The organism is Paenibacillus campi, from assembly GCF_034659835.1.
Classification (GTDB): Bacteria; Bacillota; Bacilli; order Paenibacillales; family Paenibacillaceae; genus Saccharibacillus; species Saccharibacillus campi.
In genome coordinates this window covers 15,173-31,321 of sequence record NZ_JAXSQZ010000015.1, presented here as the reverse complement: position 1 = coordinate 31,321, position 16,149 = coordinate 15,173, and the positions used below count along the sequence as shown (strand labels likewise).

At 47.7% G+C, this 16,149-nt stretch carries 14 protein-coding genes and 1 riboswitch; of the genes, 1 reads left to right on the top strand and 13 read right to left on the bottom strand.

The genetic code is table 11. The features are described 5' to 3' along the window. Positions 1–102: 102 nt before the first annotated feature. The 3 genes from U1I11_RS21105 to pth form a co-directional block, all read right to left on the bottom strand. Positions 103–1,194, bottom strand: a complete 1,092-nt coding sequence (locus U1I11_RS21105; protein ID WP_322908061.1) for a peptidylprolyl isomerase — start codon at positions 1,192–1,194, stop codon at positions 103–105. Further along, positions 1,181–4,705, bottom strand: coding sequence for a transcription-repair coupling factor (mfd, locus tag U1I11_RS21100; RefSeq protein WP_322908060.1), 3,525 nt, complete (start codon positions 4,703–4,705; stop codon positions 1,181–1,183). Before mfd ends, U1I11_RS21105 begins: the two co-directional genes overlap by 14 nt. Before the next feature lie 245 nt (positions 4,706–4,950). Continuing rightward, positions 4,951–5,511: an aminoacyl-tRNA hydrolase gene (gene pth, locus U1I11_RS21095; protein ID WP_322908059.1), complete on the bottom strand. Its 561-nt coding sequence runs from the start codon at positions 5,509–5,511 to the stop codon at positions 4,951–4,953. A gap of 242 nt (positions 5,512–5,753) precedes the next feature. Here pth and U1I11_RS21090 point away from each other — a divergent pair, with 242 nt between their 5' ends. Beyond that, positions 5,754–5,954, top strand: coding sequence for a hypothetical protein (locus U1I11_RS21090; protein ID WP_322908058.1), 201 nt, complete (start codon positions 5,754–5,756; stop codon positions 5,952–5,954). A gap of 85 nt (positions 5,955–6,039) precedes the next feature. On the opposite strand, the gene U1I11_RS21085 is transcribed toward U1I11_RS21090, so the two are convergent. The 10 genes from U1I11_RS21085 to U1I11_RS21040 all read right to left on the bottom strand — a co-directional run bounded on the left by U1I11_RS21085 (position 6,040) and on the right by U1I11_RS21040 (position 16,113). Further along, positions 6,040–6,993 (bottom strand): ribose-phosphate diphosphokinase, encoded by a 954-nt coding sequence (locus U1I11_RS21085; RefSeq protein WP_188778134.1) that lies wholly within the window; start codon positions 6,991–6,993, stop codon positions 6,040–6,042. 180 nt (positions 6,994–7,173) lie between these two features. Next, positions 7,174–8,568: a bifunctional UDP-N-acetylglucosamine diphosphorylase/glucosamine-1-phosphate N-acetyltransferase GlmU gene (gene glmU / locus U1I11_RS21080; RefSeq protein WP_322908057.1), complete on the bottom strand. Its 1,395-nt coding sequence runs from the start codon at positions 8,566–8,568 to the stop codon at positions 7,174–7,176. Between the two features lie 246 nt (positions 8,569–8,814). Continuing rightward, a complete protein-coding gene (spoVG, locus tag U1I11_RS21075; RefSeq protein WP_322908056.1) occupies positions 8,815–9,099 on the bottom strand; it encodes a septation regulator SpoVG in 285 nt (94 codons plus the stop codon). A gap of 194 nt (positions 9,100–9,293) precedes the next feature. Next, positions 9,294–10,130, bottom strand: coding sequence for a pur operon repressor (purR, locus tag U1I11_RS21070; protein ID WP_322908055.1), 837 nt, complete (start codon positions 10,128–10,130; stop codon positions 9,294–9,296). 186 nt (positions 10,131–10,316) lie between these two features. Further along, positions 10,317–11,171 carry a 4-(cytidine 5'-diphospho)-2-C-methyl-D-erythritol kinase gene (ispE, locus tag U1I11_RS21065; RefSeq protein ID WP_322908054.1) on the bottom strand — a complete coding sequence of 285 codons (855 nt, stop codon included), beginning with the start codon at positions 11,169–11,171 and terminating at the stop codon, positions 10,317–10,319. Between the two features lie 226 nt (positions 11,172–11,397). Continuing rightward, complete coding sequence (veg, locus tag U1I11_RS21060; RefSeq protein ID WP_322908053.1) at positions 11,398–11,673, bottom strand: biofilm formation stimulator Veg; 276 nt, start codon at positions 11,671–11,673, stop codon at positions 11,398–11,400. A gap of 130 nt (positions 11,674–11,803) precedes the next feature. Continuing rightward, positions 11,804–12,688, bottom strand: a complete 885-nt coding sequence (gene rsmA, locus U1I11_RS21055; protein WP_322908052.1) for a 16S rRNA (adenine(1518)-N(6)/adenine(1519)-N(6))-dimethyltransferase RsmA — start codon at positions 12,686–12,688, stop codon at positions 11,804–11,806. Beyond that, positions 12,681–13,238, bottom strand: a complete 558-nt coding sequence (rnmV, locus tag U1I11_RS21050) for a ribonuclease M5 (RefSeq protein ID WP_322908051.1) — start codon at positions 13,236–13,238, stop codon at positions 12,681–12,683. The genes rsmA and rnmV overlap by 8 nt, the downstream gene beginning before the upstream one ends. Positions 13,239–13,454: 216 nt before the next feature. Beyond that, entirely contained in the window at positions 13,455–14,600 is a 1,146-nt protein-coding gene (locus U1I11_RS21045; RefSeq protein ID WP_322908050.1) for a ubiquitin-like domain-containing protein, read from the bottom strand. A gap of 314 nt (positions 14,601–14,914) precedes the next feature. Then, a riboswitch (cyclic di-AMP (ydaO/yuaA leader) is annotated at positions 14,915–15,150 on the bottom strand. 195 nt (positions 15,151–15,345) lie between these two features. Continuing rightward, positions 15,346–16,113, bottom strand: coding sequence for a TatD family hydrolase (locus U1I11_RS21040; protein WP_322908049.1), 768 nt, complete (start codon positions 16,111–16,113; stop codon positions 15,346–15,348). Positions 16,114–16,149 lie beyond the last annotated feature (36 nt).

The following is a 16,149-nucleotide window of genomic DNA, read 5'->3' as shown; positions in this document are numbered from 1 at the left end:
CCGTGTTGTTAGTGATGCGCTAAATTACACAAAAATAGCGCGGATATCCGCGCTATTTTCGGTCGTTCGCTAGTATCCAATATAGAACAGATACAAATTCGCTTATTTGCTGCTAGAGCTGCCTTCGGTTGCTGCACCTTCCGGTGCGGTACTGCCGTCAGTAGCGCCGCTGCCTGCACCGGCTCCACCTGTAGCACCATCTGCTGCACCTTCAACTTTTGGCAAGTTTTTGCTCTTGATCATTTTTGGAATATCGTTCGCCATATAGTTGCTGAAGTTTTGCGAAGCGAGCTGGGACTTGATGGTGTCTTTCTGTTCGGTCGTCAAATCAGCAAACGATTTTGCCGTACGGGATTCCACTTTAATAATGTGGTAGCCATAATCCGTTTTGACCGGATCACCGATCACACCGATTTTTTGCTTCAATGTCGCTTCTTTGAACTGCTCTACCCAGTTGCTGACAGGCTGGTTCTCATACAGACCGCCTTTGTCTTTGGAGCCTGGATCATCGGAGTATTTTTTCGCGATCGTAGCAAAGTCAGCACCAGCATCAAGCTTTGCTTTGATTTCTTTTGCCAATTTTAATGCTTGTGCATCGGTACGTGTTGTTTTGCCGTCTGCGCTTTTCAGACCGATCAGCACATGACGTACATTAGCTGTTGTGTAATCGTCTTTGTGAGCGTCAAAATATTTCTGTACGTCTGCATCGGTCACTTTTTCCTTCATCACTTCGGAAGCGGTCAGCGCGCGTGTCATATAGTCTTTTACATCCTGTTCGGTCAGGTTGGAAGCTTTCAGCATTTCCTGAAGTTGCTCCGGATCAACGCTTGATTCAAGCTGCTTGATCTGCTCATCCGCCTGCTTGGCACCTGCCGCTTTGGCAGTCTGGCTCGCTTGAGCCGCCAGCGATTTATAAGCGACTTCCTGTTGTAACAGAAGGTCTCTATATTGATCCTGATCGAATGCTTGTGCATATTGTGGGGTCAAAAATTTCATCATGCTGACTTCTTTGTTGAACTCGTTCTCAGTGATGGTGCCACCATCGTATTGCGCAACAACCGGGCTGTTATCCTTTGACTGTTCTGCGGTGTCTGTCGCCTTACCGTTGTTGCAAGCTGCTAACAGACTGATGCTAAGTACAGCTCCTGCTGTCAAAACCGCTGTTTTGCGAGCAGCTTTTTTAATTGGCCACATTCTGTAGTTCCCCCTTTAATTTGTATGATTCCATCACGGCTTCAAGAAAACTGCATAGCAGCTCAAGCAGCTCGCGGTCGGTCAAGCCTTTACCTTTGACTTGAATGACCATCGTGGAACCCTGATTAAATTGTACACGCCTTTCGAAGCGATTGCCAACATCGGATAATGACGGCATATCGAACGCCTTCTCTTGCCCTTCATGGAACCGCAGCTTCACATCGTCCCCTTGACGTGAAATTTGCTCGATTCCGTAACGTTTACCATACAGTTTCAGACGTGCCACCTGCATTAACTGAATGACCGCTTCCGGCAATTCGCCAAAGCGATCCAGCAGCTCGTCTTCCAGCTCCGCGATATCGTCAAAGGACGAAACAGCAGCGACCTTTTTGTAAATTTCTATTTTTTGGATACTATCATAAATATAATCCGATGGCAAATACGCGTCAATCGACAGATCAATCGTCGTATTCCAATCATTTGCCTTCAGGTCTTGCTCGCCCAGCATCGTCACTTTACGCTTCTGAATTTCCTCCGCCAGCATCTGTGAATATAGATCGAATCCGACTGAAGCGATAAAACCGGATTGCTCGGCACCGAGCAAATTACCGGCACCGCGAATCGACAGATCGCGCATAGCGATTTTGAAGCCGGAACCAAGCTCGGTAAATTCCTTAATCGATTGCAAACGCTTCTCCGCTACCTCGGTCAGCACTTTATCACGCTGATACGTAAAATAGGCATATGCGATCCGGTTCGAGCGTCCCACCCGTCCTCTTAGCTGATACAGCTGGGATAGTCCCATTTTGTCGGCATCGTGCACGATTAGCGTATTGACGTTCGGAATATCGACACCGGTCTCGATAATACTCGTGCTGACGAGCACATCCGATTCCCCATCGAGAAAATCAAGAATCGTCTTTTCCAGCTCCTGCTCGGACATTTGCCCGTGTCCAACCGCAACACGCGCCTCTGGCACCAACTCCGAAATATGCGCTGCCATCTCATGAATGCCTTGCACTTTATTGTACAAATAATACACCTGACCGCCGCGATTTAGCTCGCGCTCCACCGCTTCACGCACAAGCGTCGGGCTATGCTCCACCACATACGTTTGCACCGGGAAACGATTTTCCGGCGGCGTCTCGATCACGGACAAATCGCGCACGCCGAGCATGGACATATGCAGTGTGCGTGGAATCGGAGTTGCCGTCAGCGTTAGCACGTCCACATTCGTTTTCAGCCGTTTTAGCTTCTCTTTGTGCGATACGCCAAAGCGCTGTTCCTCATCGACGATCAGCAAGCCGAGGTCTTTAAAAATCAAATCTTGTGACAGCAGACGATGCGTACCGATCACCACATCGATCGTACCTTGCTTCAGCCCTTTGATTGTATCATTTTGCTCTTTGCGGGTACGGAAGCGACTGAGCACACCGATATTAAACGGATAATCGGCAAAACGCTCGCGGAACGTCTCATAATGCTGCTGCGCCAAAATCGTCGTCGGCACAAGCACGGCAACCTGCTTGCCTTCAATCGCCGCTTTAAATGCAGCGCGGATGGCGACTTCGGTTTTACCGTAGCCAACATCACCGCACAGCAGCCGATCCATCGGGCGATTTTTCTCCATATCGCCTTTGATCTCGTCGATTGCACGCAACTGGTCGCGTGTTTCATCATACGGGAACGTATTTTCAAATTCATGCTGTTCACTTGTATCTTTATCAAACGCATAACCTGGCGCCGCTTGACGCTCGGCATACAGCTTGATCAGATCGTCGGCAATATCTTGCACGGACGAACGGACTTTATTTTTGACCCGTATCCATTCATTGCCACCGAGCTTGTATACTTTTGGTTCCTTTTCCTCGGAACCGACATATTTTTGAATTAGATCGATCTGTTCGATCGGCACGGACAGTTTGTCGCCACCAGCATACATAATGTGCATATAGTCTTTATGAATGCCACCGACTTCAAGTGTGCCGATGCCCATATACTTACCGATCCCGTGATTCTGGTGGACAACATAGTCGCCAACTTTTAGTTCGGTATAGCTGCGAATACGTTCGGCATTATCGACATTTTTGCTCACTTTGCGCACTTTGCGCTGCTTTTTCGAGAACATTTCGCCTTCGGTAATGACGGCGAGATGAATCGACGGCAGCTCAAAGCCAGATTGCAAATTGCCATCCATCATCATCGGTGTTTCGATATCATAATCATCGAGCACACGGCGTACACGCTCCATGCGCTCCTCGCCGCTGGCGACCATAATTACAGTCGTACCGGACTTTTTCCAACGTTCCATTTCCGACTTAAGCACATTCATCTGCCCGTGGAAATCCTGCATCGTGCGGCTGACTACATTGACGATATTGCCTGGCTGCACATGCGGCACCTGACGCAAAAATACCGACATCCAAATCGTCTGGCGACCGCTGCGATACATGACATCATCCGTATGTGCCGCCAGTTCCAAATTCGGCAAGCTTTTGCCATTTTGCAGCAAATGCATATCCCATTCGCTCTCATCGCGCTCCAGCTGCTTCGCCGTTTCTAACAAACGCGCCGGCTCCTCCATCATAATGACGGTATCTGCTGGCAAATAATCGTACAATGTCGCCTTTTCCGGATACAGCAGCGCAATATACTTATACATTTCCGGAAAATACACATGCTGACGCAGCAGCTCCATCTCGCGCCCAATCTCCTCACGCAATCTTGCTTTTGCCTGCCGATCACTCATCTTGTCGATCTGCATTTCAAGGCGTGCCGCTACCAGATCAGCGGCTTGACGCATCCGCTCACTGTCCGCAATAATTTCGCGGCACGGCATGATCGTGATCGATTTCACTTTGTCGATAGAACGCTGATCGTCCGGATCAAACGTACGGATCGAATCGATCTCATTATCAAATAGCTCCACCCGATACGCCAACGGCGTCATGATCGGATAAAAGTCAATAATTCCGCCACGCACGCTCATCTCACCGCGCGATTCGACGCGTTCCACACGCTCATAACCAAGCTCAATCATACGCTTGAGAAATGGCTCCAACTCCAATGTGCCACCATCTTCCAACACGATCTTCGCTTCGGCAATCGTATCGCGTGCAGGCAAATAACGCCGTACCCCCGAAAACGGTACGACAATAACGCCACGAAAGCCCGCCGCGCATTGCGTCAATACATCCAAACGCTGTGCGAGCGTCTCCGGGCTAGAGATCGCACTTTCCGCCGCCACCAGCTCATTGGCAGGATAAAGCAATACTTGTTCAGGCGTAAGCGCTTCCTGCAAATCTTCTGCAATCTTATGGGCATGAAACATATTATGGGTAACGACCAATACCGGTCGCTGTGTCTCATGAAAAAGGCTTGCAATGAGCAAATGTCGAGCGGAGCCGGACAGACCGGACACAAGCTGCTCCTTCATCCCCGCCAAAATACCTTCTTTTACAGAGCCAAAGTCCTGATCTTTAGCTAATGTCTCAATCAAATTGTGTAACAAAGCGGCACCTCACTTATCCTCAGGTCAAAATCAAATCTATGCTGTATTCCGCCACTGCACGGAAGCTGTAGCAAATTGACAGTAATATGCGCAAACGACACAACGGTAAAACGACAAACCGGTCGAATTTTCGGTTTGCCTACAAACAACCGCCTTCTCCACCTGCTTAAACATGGCGTGGAAGGCGGTATATATGGAGTTATCGTGTAAAATTTACAATTGTTATGACACTTCTTATTATATCATTACCCATTAAACTTAGCCATCGTCTGTTCAAACGTATGTTTTAAACTAAACTCGATTGCATCGCATGTCGTTTCGATCATGCCGTCCAGCAATTCCTTTTCCTTTTTCGGGAATGGGGTGAGCACATAATCGACGATCGCGTGCCCTGGATCAGGTCTGGAAATGCCCATACGAATACGGTTAAATTCCTGTGTGCCGGTATGTTGAATGATCGACTTGATGCCGTTATGACCGCCCGCACTGCCTTTGTAACGCAGCCGAATTTTACCGGTCTCCGTGTCCATATCATCATATACAACGATCAAATCGTCCAATGCAACTTTGTAATAGTCCATATACGCACGTACCGCTTCACCGGACAAATTCATATACGTCATCGGCTTAATTAGTACTATTTTCACTCCGCCGATATGGCCTTCACCGATCAGCGATTTGCTTTTGCTTTGGCTAATCGAAATACCGTGGCGATCCGCCAGCCGATCCAGCGCCATAAAACCGACATTGTGGCGCGTTTTGGCATACTCGGAACCCGGATTTCCTAGCCCAACAATCCATTTCATCGTCGTATGTTCCTCTTTTCCGTAAAATATCAATCTTACCTTGCTTGCAAGCTAACGCTTCATACACATTTTGTCCTTACACCGTCAGCGCCCATCTGAAAAGGGATCACTCGCTTATGCATACAATGAACTGTGCATGAACGTTTATTTTTTGTTAAAATTGGTTTACATTGTTCAACAGGTACACCCGCGCGATGGATGCCTCATCCCGGTCTGCATTCCAGCACAAGGAGGACATCAGCATGTATACCTTCGGGCAGCAATTGCTGAAAAATCGCCATTTCTATGATCATTTCCGGCAAGAGGTGCCTGTCCAGGTTTACCGCCACGGCATTCCGATAGATATCGGGCTAATTACCGCGTATGATCACCAGTTTATCGAGATGAATCGTGTGCTGTATCATCGTCAACGTCACACTTTTATCTCTAGACCCGGCTATTGATCGTGCCGGACATTCTAACAGATACGCCGATAAGGGTTACTTGCCTCACATAAGAGGAAGTAACCCTTCTTGCATAACCGGGTAATTATTCGATTTCGAACAGCTTACTGATGGACAACTCCTCGTGTACACGAATGATGGCTTCGCCCATCAGCGGCGCTACCGATAGCACTTTCAGCTTGCTGGTCGGATTTGGATGTGTGATCGGAATCGTATCCGTTACGATCACTTCTTTGAGCGGCGAGTTTTCGAGACGATCCATCGCTGGGCCGGACAGTACAGGATGTGTACAACAAGCGTACACTTCTTTGACGCCGCCTTCGATCAGTGCGTTCGCACCGAGTACGATCGTACCGGCTGTATCGATAATATCGTCTACCAAAATCGCCGTTTTGCCTTCAATGTTACCGATAATGTTCATCACTTCGCTCACATTCGGTTCTGGACGACGTTTGTCGATAATTGCCAATGGTGCGCTGAGCAGATCAGCCAGTTTACGCGCACGAACAACACCACCGTGGTCAGGTGATACAACGACCGGATTCTCGATTTGTTTGGAGCGGAAATATTGTGCCAAAATCGGTACGCCGAGCAGATGATCCACCGGAATATCGAAAAATCCCTGAATTTGCATGGCATGCAAATCCATAGCGATCACGCGATGAGCGCCTGCTTTTTCGATCAGGTTCGCCACCAGCTTTGCCGTAATCGGATCACGGGAACGTGCTTTACGGTCTTGACGCGCATAACCGTAGTACGGAATAACAACGTTAATGCTTTTCGCTGAAGCGCGCTTCAGCGCATCGACCATAACGAGCAGCTCCATCAAATTATCATTGACTGGAGCACAGGTGGACTGAATCACATACACATGACAGCCGCGCACACTCTCGGACAGCTTCACCTGAATTTCGCCATCGCTAAAACTAGTTGTGTGCGATTCGCCCATCGGAATACCGATATAATCGGCAATTTGTCCCGCCAGCTTGGGGTTGGAATTACAAGTGAAAATCTTTAGTTTGGAATCACAATAAGTCATAATGGTTAAAACCCTCCGTGGTGGTTCATTGGAATGCTCATCAGCTCGGCTTATGTCTCTATATTCGCTCTTGATTTGTGATTGGCATTAGCTTGGATATGATCGTTCAACAAGCATTTTACACTACATATTATATAATAATTTGTCAGCGAATAGGGTAATTTGTTCGCGATTCAGCAATTATTTGTTTTGTTCTTTCAATGCTTTCGCTTTGGCACGGATTTTGTCAGCATAACCGGCTTTATTTTCCTGACGTGCGCGTGCGATCGCCAGATCGTTTTCGTTCACATCGCCAGTAATCGTCGAGCCAGCAACGACATAGGCGCCTTTACCGATTCGTACCGGTGCGATCAGGTTGGAATTGCTGCCGATAAACACATCGTCTTCGATGATCGTTTTGAATTTGTTGTAGCCGTCATAGTTCGCCGTAATCGCGCCGCAACCGATATTGACGCCTGCACCGATTTCAGCATCACCGACATAGCTTAGATGCGGCACTTTGGAACCGTGACCGATCTTCGCATTTTTCAGCTCTACAAAGTCACCGACTTTTACTTCATCAGCCAGCTCGGTACCAGGACGCAAATAAGCAAATGGGCCCACATTAACGGAGTTGCCCACTTTGGCTTCAGCAGCGAGCGATTGGCGGATCGTTGTGCCGTTGCCGACGACCGAATTGTCGATCTCCGTGTTCGGCCCGATAATACAATCTTCACCGATTACCGTATTGCCTTTCAAAATTGTGCCTGGATACAGCACGGTATCCGAACCGATCTCCACATCCGCACCGATATAAGTGGATGCTTTGTCGATAATCGTTACGCCGTTCAGCATATGCTTTTTCGCCAGACGCTCACGCATAAAGCCTTCTGCCTCAGATAGCGCTACCCGATCGTTAACGCCGATCGATTCCGCCAGATCAAGCGTCTCATAGGCAGCGATACGCTCGCCATCCGCACGCAAAATACGAATGCAATCGGTCAAATAATATTCACCCTGTGCATTGTTGTTGTCCACTTTGGACAGCGCCGCAAACAGCAGCTTGTTATCAAAGCAATACGTACCGGTGTTGATCTCTTTGGCGGCAAGTTCTTCCGCTGTGCCATCCTTTTGCTCTACGATTTTGGTTACGCCGCCGTCTGCGCCACGGATAATGCGGCCATAACCGGTCGGGTCTTCCAGCGAAGCCGTCAAAATACTTACCGCTGCGCCCTCGCTTTGATGATGTGCGATCAATTGCTCTAGCGTCTCCGGCGTCACTAGCGGCGTATCCCCGCAGATTACGATCGTAATACCATCTTCGCTGCCGATCATCGGCTCTGCCTGGCTTACCGCATGACCGGTGCCCAGCTGTTCGCTTTGCAGCGCATATTCCGCGCGCTCGCCCAGATAGCCTTTAACCGCTTCTGCACCATGACCGACGATGACGACGCTGCGCTCACAGCCGATACGCTGAATCGCATCCAGCACATGACCAACCATCGGCTTGCCGCATACCGGATGAAGAACTTTGTACAGCTTCGACTTCATGCGCTTTCCTTTGCCTGCCGCCAGTATAACCGCTAATCTTTTCAAAATAATATTCCCTCCATCGATAAAATCTATAGTAATGATAACAAGACTGTATATCGTATACATACTGAATGCTACTGGAACCGCTCGTCCAGCGTAACATACGATTCGTTTAACTTTATAATTGATCTTCCGCAAAAAAACTCCATACTGAATATATCTTATTCCAGGCAAAAAGAAAAGAGAGCCACAGCGCTCGCTCCCGTGGCTCTCTTTTCTTTTAAACCCCAATAAGTATAAAGAACTTGCTTATGCGCCTTCTTCGATAACGTCTTCTTCCAGTCCGGCACGTTCGTACTCAGCTAATACAGCCGACTGAATTTTCTCCCGTGTGCTCGAAGAAATAGGATGCGCGATATCGCGAAACTCGCCATCCGGTGTCCGCTTGCTCGGCATCGCAACAAACATCCCATTGTTTCCATCGATCACTCGAATATCGTGAACGACGAATTCACTATCGATTGTGATAGAGGCGATGGCTTTCATCCGGCCTTCGGAATTTACGCGGCGGAGTCTTACATCCGTGATTTCCATGTGTGTTCACCACCTTTTTGCATAAAGACTTGGTTGTGTATTTCCACACCTGAAAGCCAAACACCTTCTTTTTAACGAAAAGAAATTGAGTATTTTTTTGTTAGATCGCTGTTTATTGCCGTTTCCTGCTGATTTCAAAAAAATTGACTGATACAAATTCTCAATTAGAGCACACTAATTATAGGTTAAAAAGTTTAAATAATGACATTTTCAAAGTAATTTCCCGGTTGAACCGTAATTTTCTTACTTTTCGCATCGACTTCTGTTAATTTGGCGAGCGATACATAATCCGCCCATAACCGATCTTCTACATCGACCGTTCCAGATTCCAGCAACACACCAACACCGGCAACGGTCGCGTTAAATTCACCGAGCAAATCGACCATCCCTTGAATCGTACCGCCTGCCTTCATAAAATCATCGATAATGAGCACACGCGACTTTTCTTTTAACGCACGTCTGGACAATGTCATCGTATGCAAACTTTTATGTGAACCGGATACATAATTGATGCTCACCGCCGAACCTTCAGTCATCTGATGATCACGACGCACGAGTACGACCGGCAGATTAAGCTGCGTACCGGTTGCATGGGCAAGTGGAATCCCTTTTGTCTCTACCGTCATAATGACGTCGATCGGCGTATCCGCAAACACAGACGCAAAAATTTTGCCGACTTCATTCAAAATAGCCGGCTGACCGAGCAAATCAGACATATAAATATAATTACCTGGCAGCAAACGATCCGGCTGCTCCAACTGCTCACACAGCTCACTCATAAACGAGAAAGCTTTTTCTCTAGACAAGCGTGGAATATATTTAACGCCTCCGGCGGCACCGGCAAGCGTCTGTAATTCGCCAACGCCTTCCTCCTCGAATACCTCTTTAATAATAGTCAAATCTTCACTGATCGATGATTTGGCCGCTCCGTAGCGATCAGCAAAGGTCGTTAATGGAATAAGCGTGTGTGGTCTCGAAGTCAAATACTGTGTCAGTTCAACCAGACGCGCACTCCGTTTTAATTTTTTCACTTTAACTCCTCACCATCTATGAAAATTTACATTTATATCCTTAAAAATTCCCAAACCCGAATAATTAAAGTGAATATAACATTTTTGTACGTGTTTGTAAAAGAAAATCGCAATCTTTTTCCAAATACCCCTGCGATCATTCTCGATCATTGAAGGCTTTTGGAACAAGATTGCGACCTAATCTGCTCAAGTTAACATACGCACCGCATACACTTCATGGCAAAATCCGCGCAGCCCGTTATAGATGCGAGCGACTTTGGATTCTTTGGAGACGAGTCCGAACACGGTCGGCCCGCTGCCTGACATAAGCACACCGTCCGCACCAAGCTGCTGCATCGCCTGCTTGAGCTGCTGTACTTCCGGGTGATGACTAAGCGTCACATCCTCTAACACATTGCCCAGCTCGCTGCAGATGCTTTCAAACGATTGCTGTTCAATCGCCTGCCGCATCGCCACTGACGATGGATGATGGGCAATTCGATCCGCTCGTAGCCGCCCGTATATGCCTGCTGTCGAGACATTGATCGGCGGCTTAGCAAGAATGACCCAGCAATCCGGCGGGCTAGGCAGCGGTGTTAACAGCTCACCACGCCCAGTCGCAAGCGCTGTGCCTCCGGTAATGCAAAAAGGCACATCCGACCCGATCGAAGCGCCTAGCTCCATCATTTCCTCATGAGGGATATCCAGCTGCCATAGACGGTTCAGCCCGCGTAATGCTGCTGCTGCATCACTGCTGCCGCCAGCCAGACCGGCAGCTACCGGAATCTGCTTGTCGATATGAATATGCACGCCCTGGCGGATGCCGTAACGTTCCTTAATCTTACTTGCCGCCTGGTAGGCGAGATTTTTATCATCCAGAGGGATGTATCCCGCCTGACTCGATATGTTGATCGTATTGCTGGACAGCTCGGTAATCGTTAACCGATCAGCAAGATCGACCATCGTCATGATCATCTCCACCTCGTGGTAACCATCCGGGCGCTTGTGCAGCACATCCAGCATCAGATTTATTTTTGCGGGCGCTTTTTCATATAGCTTCATGAGGTTCCTCCACCTTCAACATTCCGTCCGTTCTGATTGTTACTGCATCGACCAACACGCCAAACGCCGTTCCTATTCCGCCTGGCGAAGCCAATTCATTGCAGGCAGCTATGTATAGCCACGAATAATCCAATTATAGAAAAAATGAATTGTAAAGTCTATTCACAAAGCAAAACAGTCTCTACCCCCGCAGGAGATAAAGACTGCCTTATCATAAAACAGTTATTTAATTCCCTACATATTCGATGCGTGTATGGGAATCATCTTCGCAAACTGTAATTTCAACCGAATCGGTTAACACGTCTGCGTAGCTGTAAGACACTCGTTCAAAAGTTTGATGTTCATCATCAAGCTTTACTGTAAAAACAGAAGGGTAGGTTTCTTCCAAAATTCCGGTACGTTCAATGGTCTTCTTCCGACCACCGTGTGCGCGCAATGTGATTTTGTGCCCTACATAAGCATCAAGATTGCGTTTGATTTCGGTAAGCGCATTGTTAGCCATGCTCACAACCACCTCTTTTCCTACTCCCTATTGTAACAAAAAGGAAAAGAAATGTCAATTAAATATTAAATTATGCTATACAAAATTTATTTTGTCAATGATTTTTTTACGGAGTGCTAATAAACTAGCTTTAGCGAATGCCTGCCGCCACAAATATATCGCTTAAACGTCCATATTCCTCAATGCTAAGCGTCTCGCCACGACGCGAAGGCTCGATGTCTGCTTCCGCTAGCAGCTGCTCCAGTTGCTCGCGATCACCGCCGCCAAAATAGCGTGTTTTCAAGTTGTTGGCAATCGTTTTGCGGCGCTGTACAAAACATGCTTGCATCAGCTCGAAGAAATGCTGTTCGTCCTGTACAAGCACAGGCGGCTGCTCACGCAGCTTCAAACGGATGACCGCCGATTCCACATTAGGCTGCGGAATAAATACCGTCTTCGGCACGATACAGACCAATTCCGGTACACAGTAATATTGCACGGCGATGCTAAGACTGCCATAGTCTTTACCGCCCGGTGCCGCTGCCATCCGCTGCGCCACTTCCTTCTGAATCATCACGACGATATTGTCAAGCGGCAGCTTTTCCTCCAGCAACTTCATCAAAATCGGTGTCGTAACATAATACGGCAAATTCGCAACGACACTCACCTTTTCCACATCGGCAAAATCCTCACGGAACAGCTCTTGCAAATCGACCTTTAGCACATCGCCATGACGAACGCGCACATTGTCATACCCGCCTAGCGAATCTTGCAAAATCGGCAGCAGACGCTGATCGATCTCCACTGCGGTCACATGATGTGCCTGACGCGCCAGACGCTCGGTCAATGCGCCGATACCAGGCCCGATCTCAAGCGCCCCACGCTGCTCGTTCAAATCCGCAGCATCGACAATTTTATTCAAAATATTGCTGTCGATCAAAAAGTTTTGCCCCAGGCTCTTTTTAAACGAAAATCCGTGTTTGTTAATAATTTCCTTCGTCCGTCCAGGCGTAGCGATATCGTGTCTATCAGTCATTAGATTGCTGTTCCTCCGCTTCAAGTTGTGAAAGTGCTGCCGCGAATTCCTCGCGGGTAATGCCAAATATACGCAATCGTTTATGAAATTGTTTACCATTACCGTAACCGATGCCGAGCAGATTGCCCATTTTCATCCGGCGTGCTGCCGCTTGTTTGTGCATGACTAGCCCGGTCATAATCAAATCGTCCCAATCGATCAGCGTCTGTGCCTCCGGCATTTCGGTATGCAAACGCTCCAGCGCTGCGCGTATCGCCTGTGGTGACGCATTTTCTACCCCGATATCGCCTTTAAGCGTCGCTTCGCTTTCCGGTATAAAAGCATGCTTGCAGCCTGGCACCTTTTGCGACACGATTTTGCGTATCCGCTCTCCAGCATGATCGGGATCGGTCAAAATAATAACCCCTCTGCGCTCCTGAGCAAGCCGCACACGACGAATGACCTGCGCGCCGATGGCTGAACCACCGGTTTCAATCGTATCCGCGTCGACTGCACGCTTGATCGCTACAGTATCATCCCGTCCTTCTACAACAATGACCTCTTTAATCACCTGATGATACGCTTCCCTTCCGGATCGGGACACTGGAACGACTATGTTTTTCCATTGTCCGCGATCATGTTCATATTGTTCTCAGTATAACAAAACAACAAACAAAAAGAAGGGGAATGATCCCCTTCTCTGTTGGTTCCATATACGCTCGTGGTTAATAATACTTATATCATATAACAGTTGTGCCAGCACAGGCAACCGATTTACACCGTCAAATTAAGGTTTGACCGGGCCGATCACATAAACCGTATAGCCGGTTTTGCGTCCGAATTCTCTTGCCTGCGTCAGACTATCAATATATACGTCAATCTTTTTGCCATTAATGGCGCTGCCGGTATCTTCCGCACGGCGGTAACCGATGCCTTCGATATAGACCCACCATCCCATCGGGATCACGTCTGTATCGACAGCGATTGTCCGTCCTTCCGTCACGCGTGTGCCGGATGCGGTACGTGTACCAAGACCCGGTTCTTGAGAGGAATAGGCGGTCAGCGTCACATTGTTTAATACTTTGGCATAAGAGAAGTCTTTGTTTGAACGTGAATCCGAGCCAGACGAATCGGATGATTCAGAACGAGACGAGTCAGAGCTAGCCGATTCGCTGACGACTACAGGCTTTGGCTCTTCTTTTTTCGTACCGATCGCTACGATTTTGTCTTTCACTTCAGATACGGTTTTTTTGTTAACCATTTGTTTGGAGACGAATTCTCCGTCTTCAAACACTTTTTCGATATATTGGACGACTTTACCATTTTGACCTTCTTGAACGACTTTGGTTTTGCCTTTCAGCAAATCGCCATCTTTCTTTTCGATCGTTTGGTACGGTGTTTCGACAACTTGTTCGCTCGTAACCGAAGTCGTTCTCGTCACACGAATGTCCATATCCGGTTTAATGGCTGCTTCGATTGGCGGGTCCAGTTTATCTTTGGGACCGAGTTTAATGCCCAGTTGATCGAGTGCACTGCCCACCGTATCGGCTGTTGTGTACACCTGCTTAATGTAACCATCTGCACGAAGATTTACAGCTACCGCATGGTTGATAAATACTTTATCACCATTCTGGATTGCTCCGTTCATCGGCATTGATACTTTATCCTGGGGCGCTACGTTAATGTTCTGTTCCGCCAGCAGATCGGAAAGTTGCAGCTTATGGGTTTCCACCATATGTGCTTTACCATCGATCACGACGTAAATATTTTTGCTTGACTGCGTGTACATAAGCCACAGTGCCATGGCAATGACCACAACGACTGCCAGCGAAGTGAGCAGTACAGAGCGTAGATTTTTTTGCTTCCAACGCAGCGCGTAAGACATGCTGGATGAGCGTGAACCATGGGTTTCTTTGAAAGGAGCAATTCCCACTTCTTCCGTCCTCCTTACATAGTCTCGCCGTCTTGCTGTAAAGAAAGTGTATTATAGACGCGACTATATCAGAATTTTCACAGGCGTGATACGACTGAAGTTTAAATACCGGCGTATGGCGGTATTTTGTTCTGGCTGAAAATGCCTGCGCCATGGTCAGTCCAAGCGGCATACCGATCCCGGATAGTGAAAACCGGGTCTTCTCTTTTTCGATGACTTCCTTTTGCACAAAACAAAAAAGCCTAGGGAAAAGTACAAGAGCAACTCTTCCTTGGCTTCCCGACGATGTGTCTTCCGGAAACTTAGAAAATGAGAGGTTGCCTCTGCATCGCTTACGAGGTTAGCTGTCGGGTTCGGATAATTACTACCTGCATGTAGATGGTACCCTGTGAGACGTCCTTCGCTCATGGCGCAAGTAGCCTCAATTCACCCCAAAGACCCTGTGTCAGGAATCATACAATCTGCCTTCCGGTATTGCCGGTTTAAAGTGAATGAAGACAGCTGTTGGTTCCCCCGTTCTCCTATGTAGGAAACTCAGCGAGACCGAATCATGGAATCTCGTGTATAAACAACAAGATTAAATCACTGATGAAATGATATCTCGAACACAACCTCACTGTAAAGCAGGAGGCAACTCCATTTTTCTTAAAAAGTGGTTAAAAACTTGTAACATTTCAGCATTTTTTCGTTAAAATTCATTCATATATCCGGATAGCTCGTTTTCTCAGTGGTTTTTCTCCCGTTTTCATTGAATGCCAAATAATGCCAACGCATTTTTTGTAGTAATTTCACTAATTTCTTCCAGAGATACTCCTTTTAGCTCGGCAGCTGTCTCAGCGACTAAACGCACATATCCGGATTCATTTCTTTTTCCGCGATAGGGATGTGGAGTCAAATAAGGGGAGTCTGTTTCGAGTAATAAACGATCCATCGGCACCTGTTTGAGCACCTCTTTGGGCTGCTTGGCATTTTTGAACGTAATCGGCCCACCAAACGAAATATGAAAGCCCATATCAAGGCACATTTGCGCCGTTTCCCAGCTGCCGGAAAACGCATGCATAATGCCGCCGACCTCGCTCGCTTTTTCTTCGCGTAAAATCCGCACGATATCTTCATGCGCCTCACGATTGTGAATGACGATCGGCATGTTCAGCTCGCGTGCCAGCCCGATTTGTTCGCGCAGCACACGGTGCTGTATGTCTTTGGGTGATTTATCCCAATGATAATCAAGTCCGATTTCGCCGATTGCGACCACTTTTTCGTGACTGCATAAAGATGCAATCCATTCCAGATCGCCCGGCTGCATCGTGATCGCTTCCACCGGATGCCAGCCTACCGCTGCATAAATAAAATCATACTGTTCTACCAACTGCATCGTCGTCGGAATCGTTTCACGGTCAAATCCGATATTGACCATTCGGGTTACCCCGTTATTGTAAGCACGTTCGATCACTTGCTCGCGATCTTCATCAAAATCTTTGGAATCCAAATGGGTATGTGTATCAAACAACATCGGTTGTACGCTCCTTTATAGTTGGTTTTATAAGTG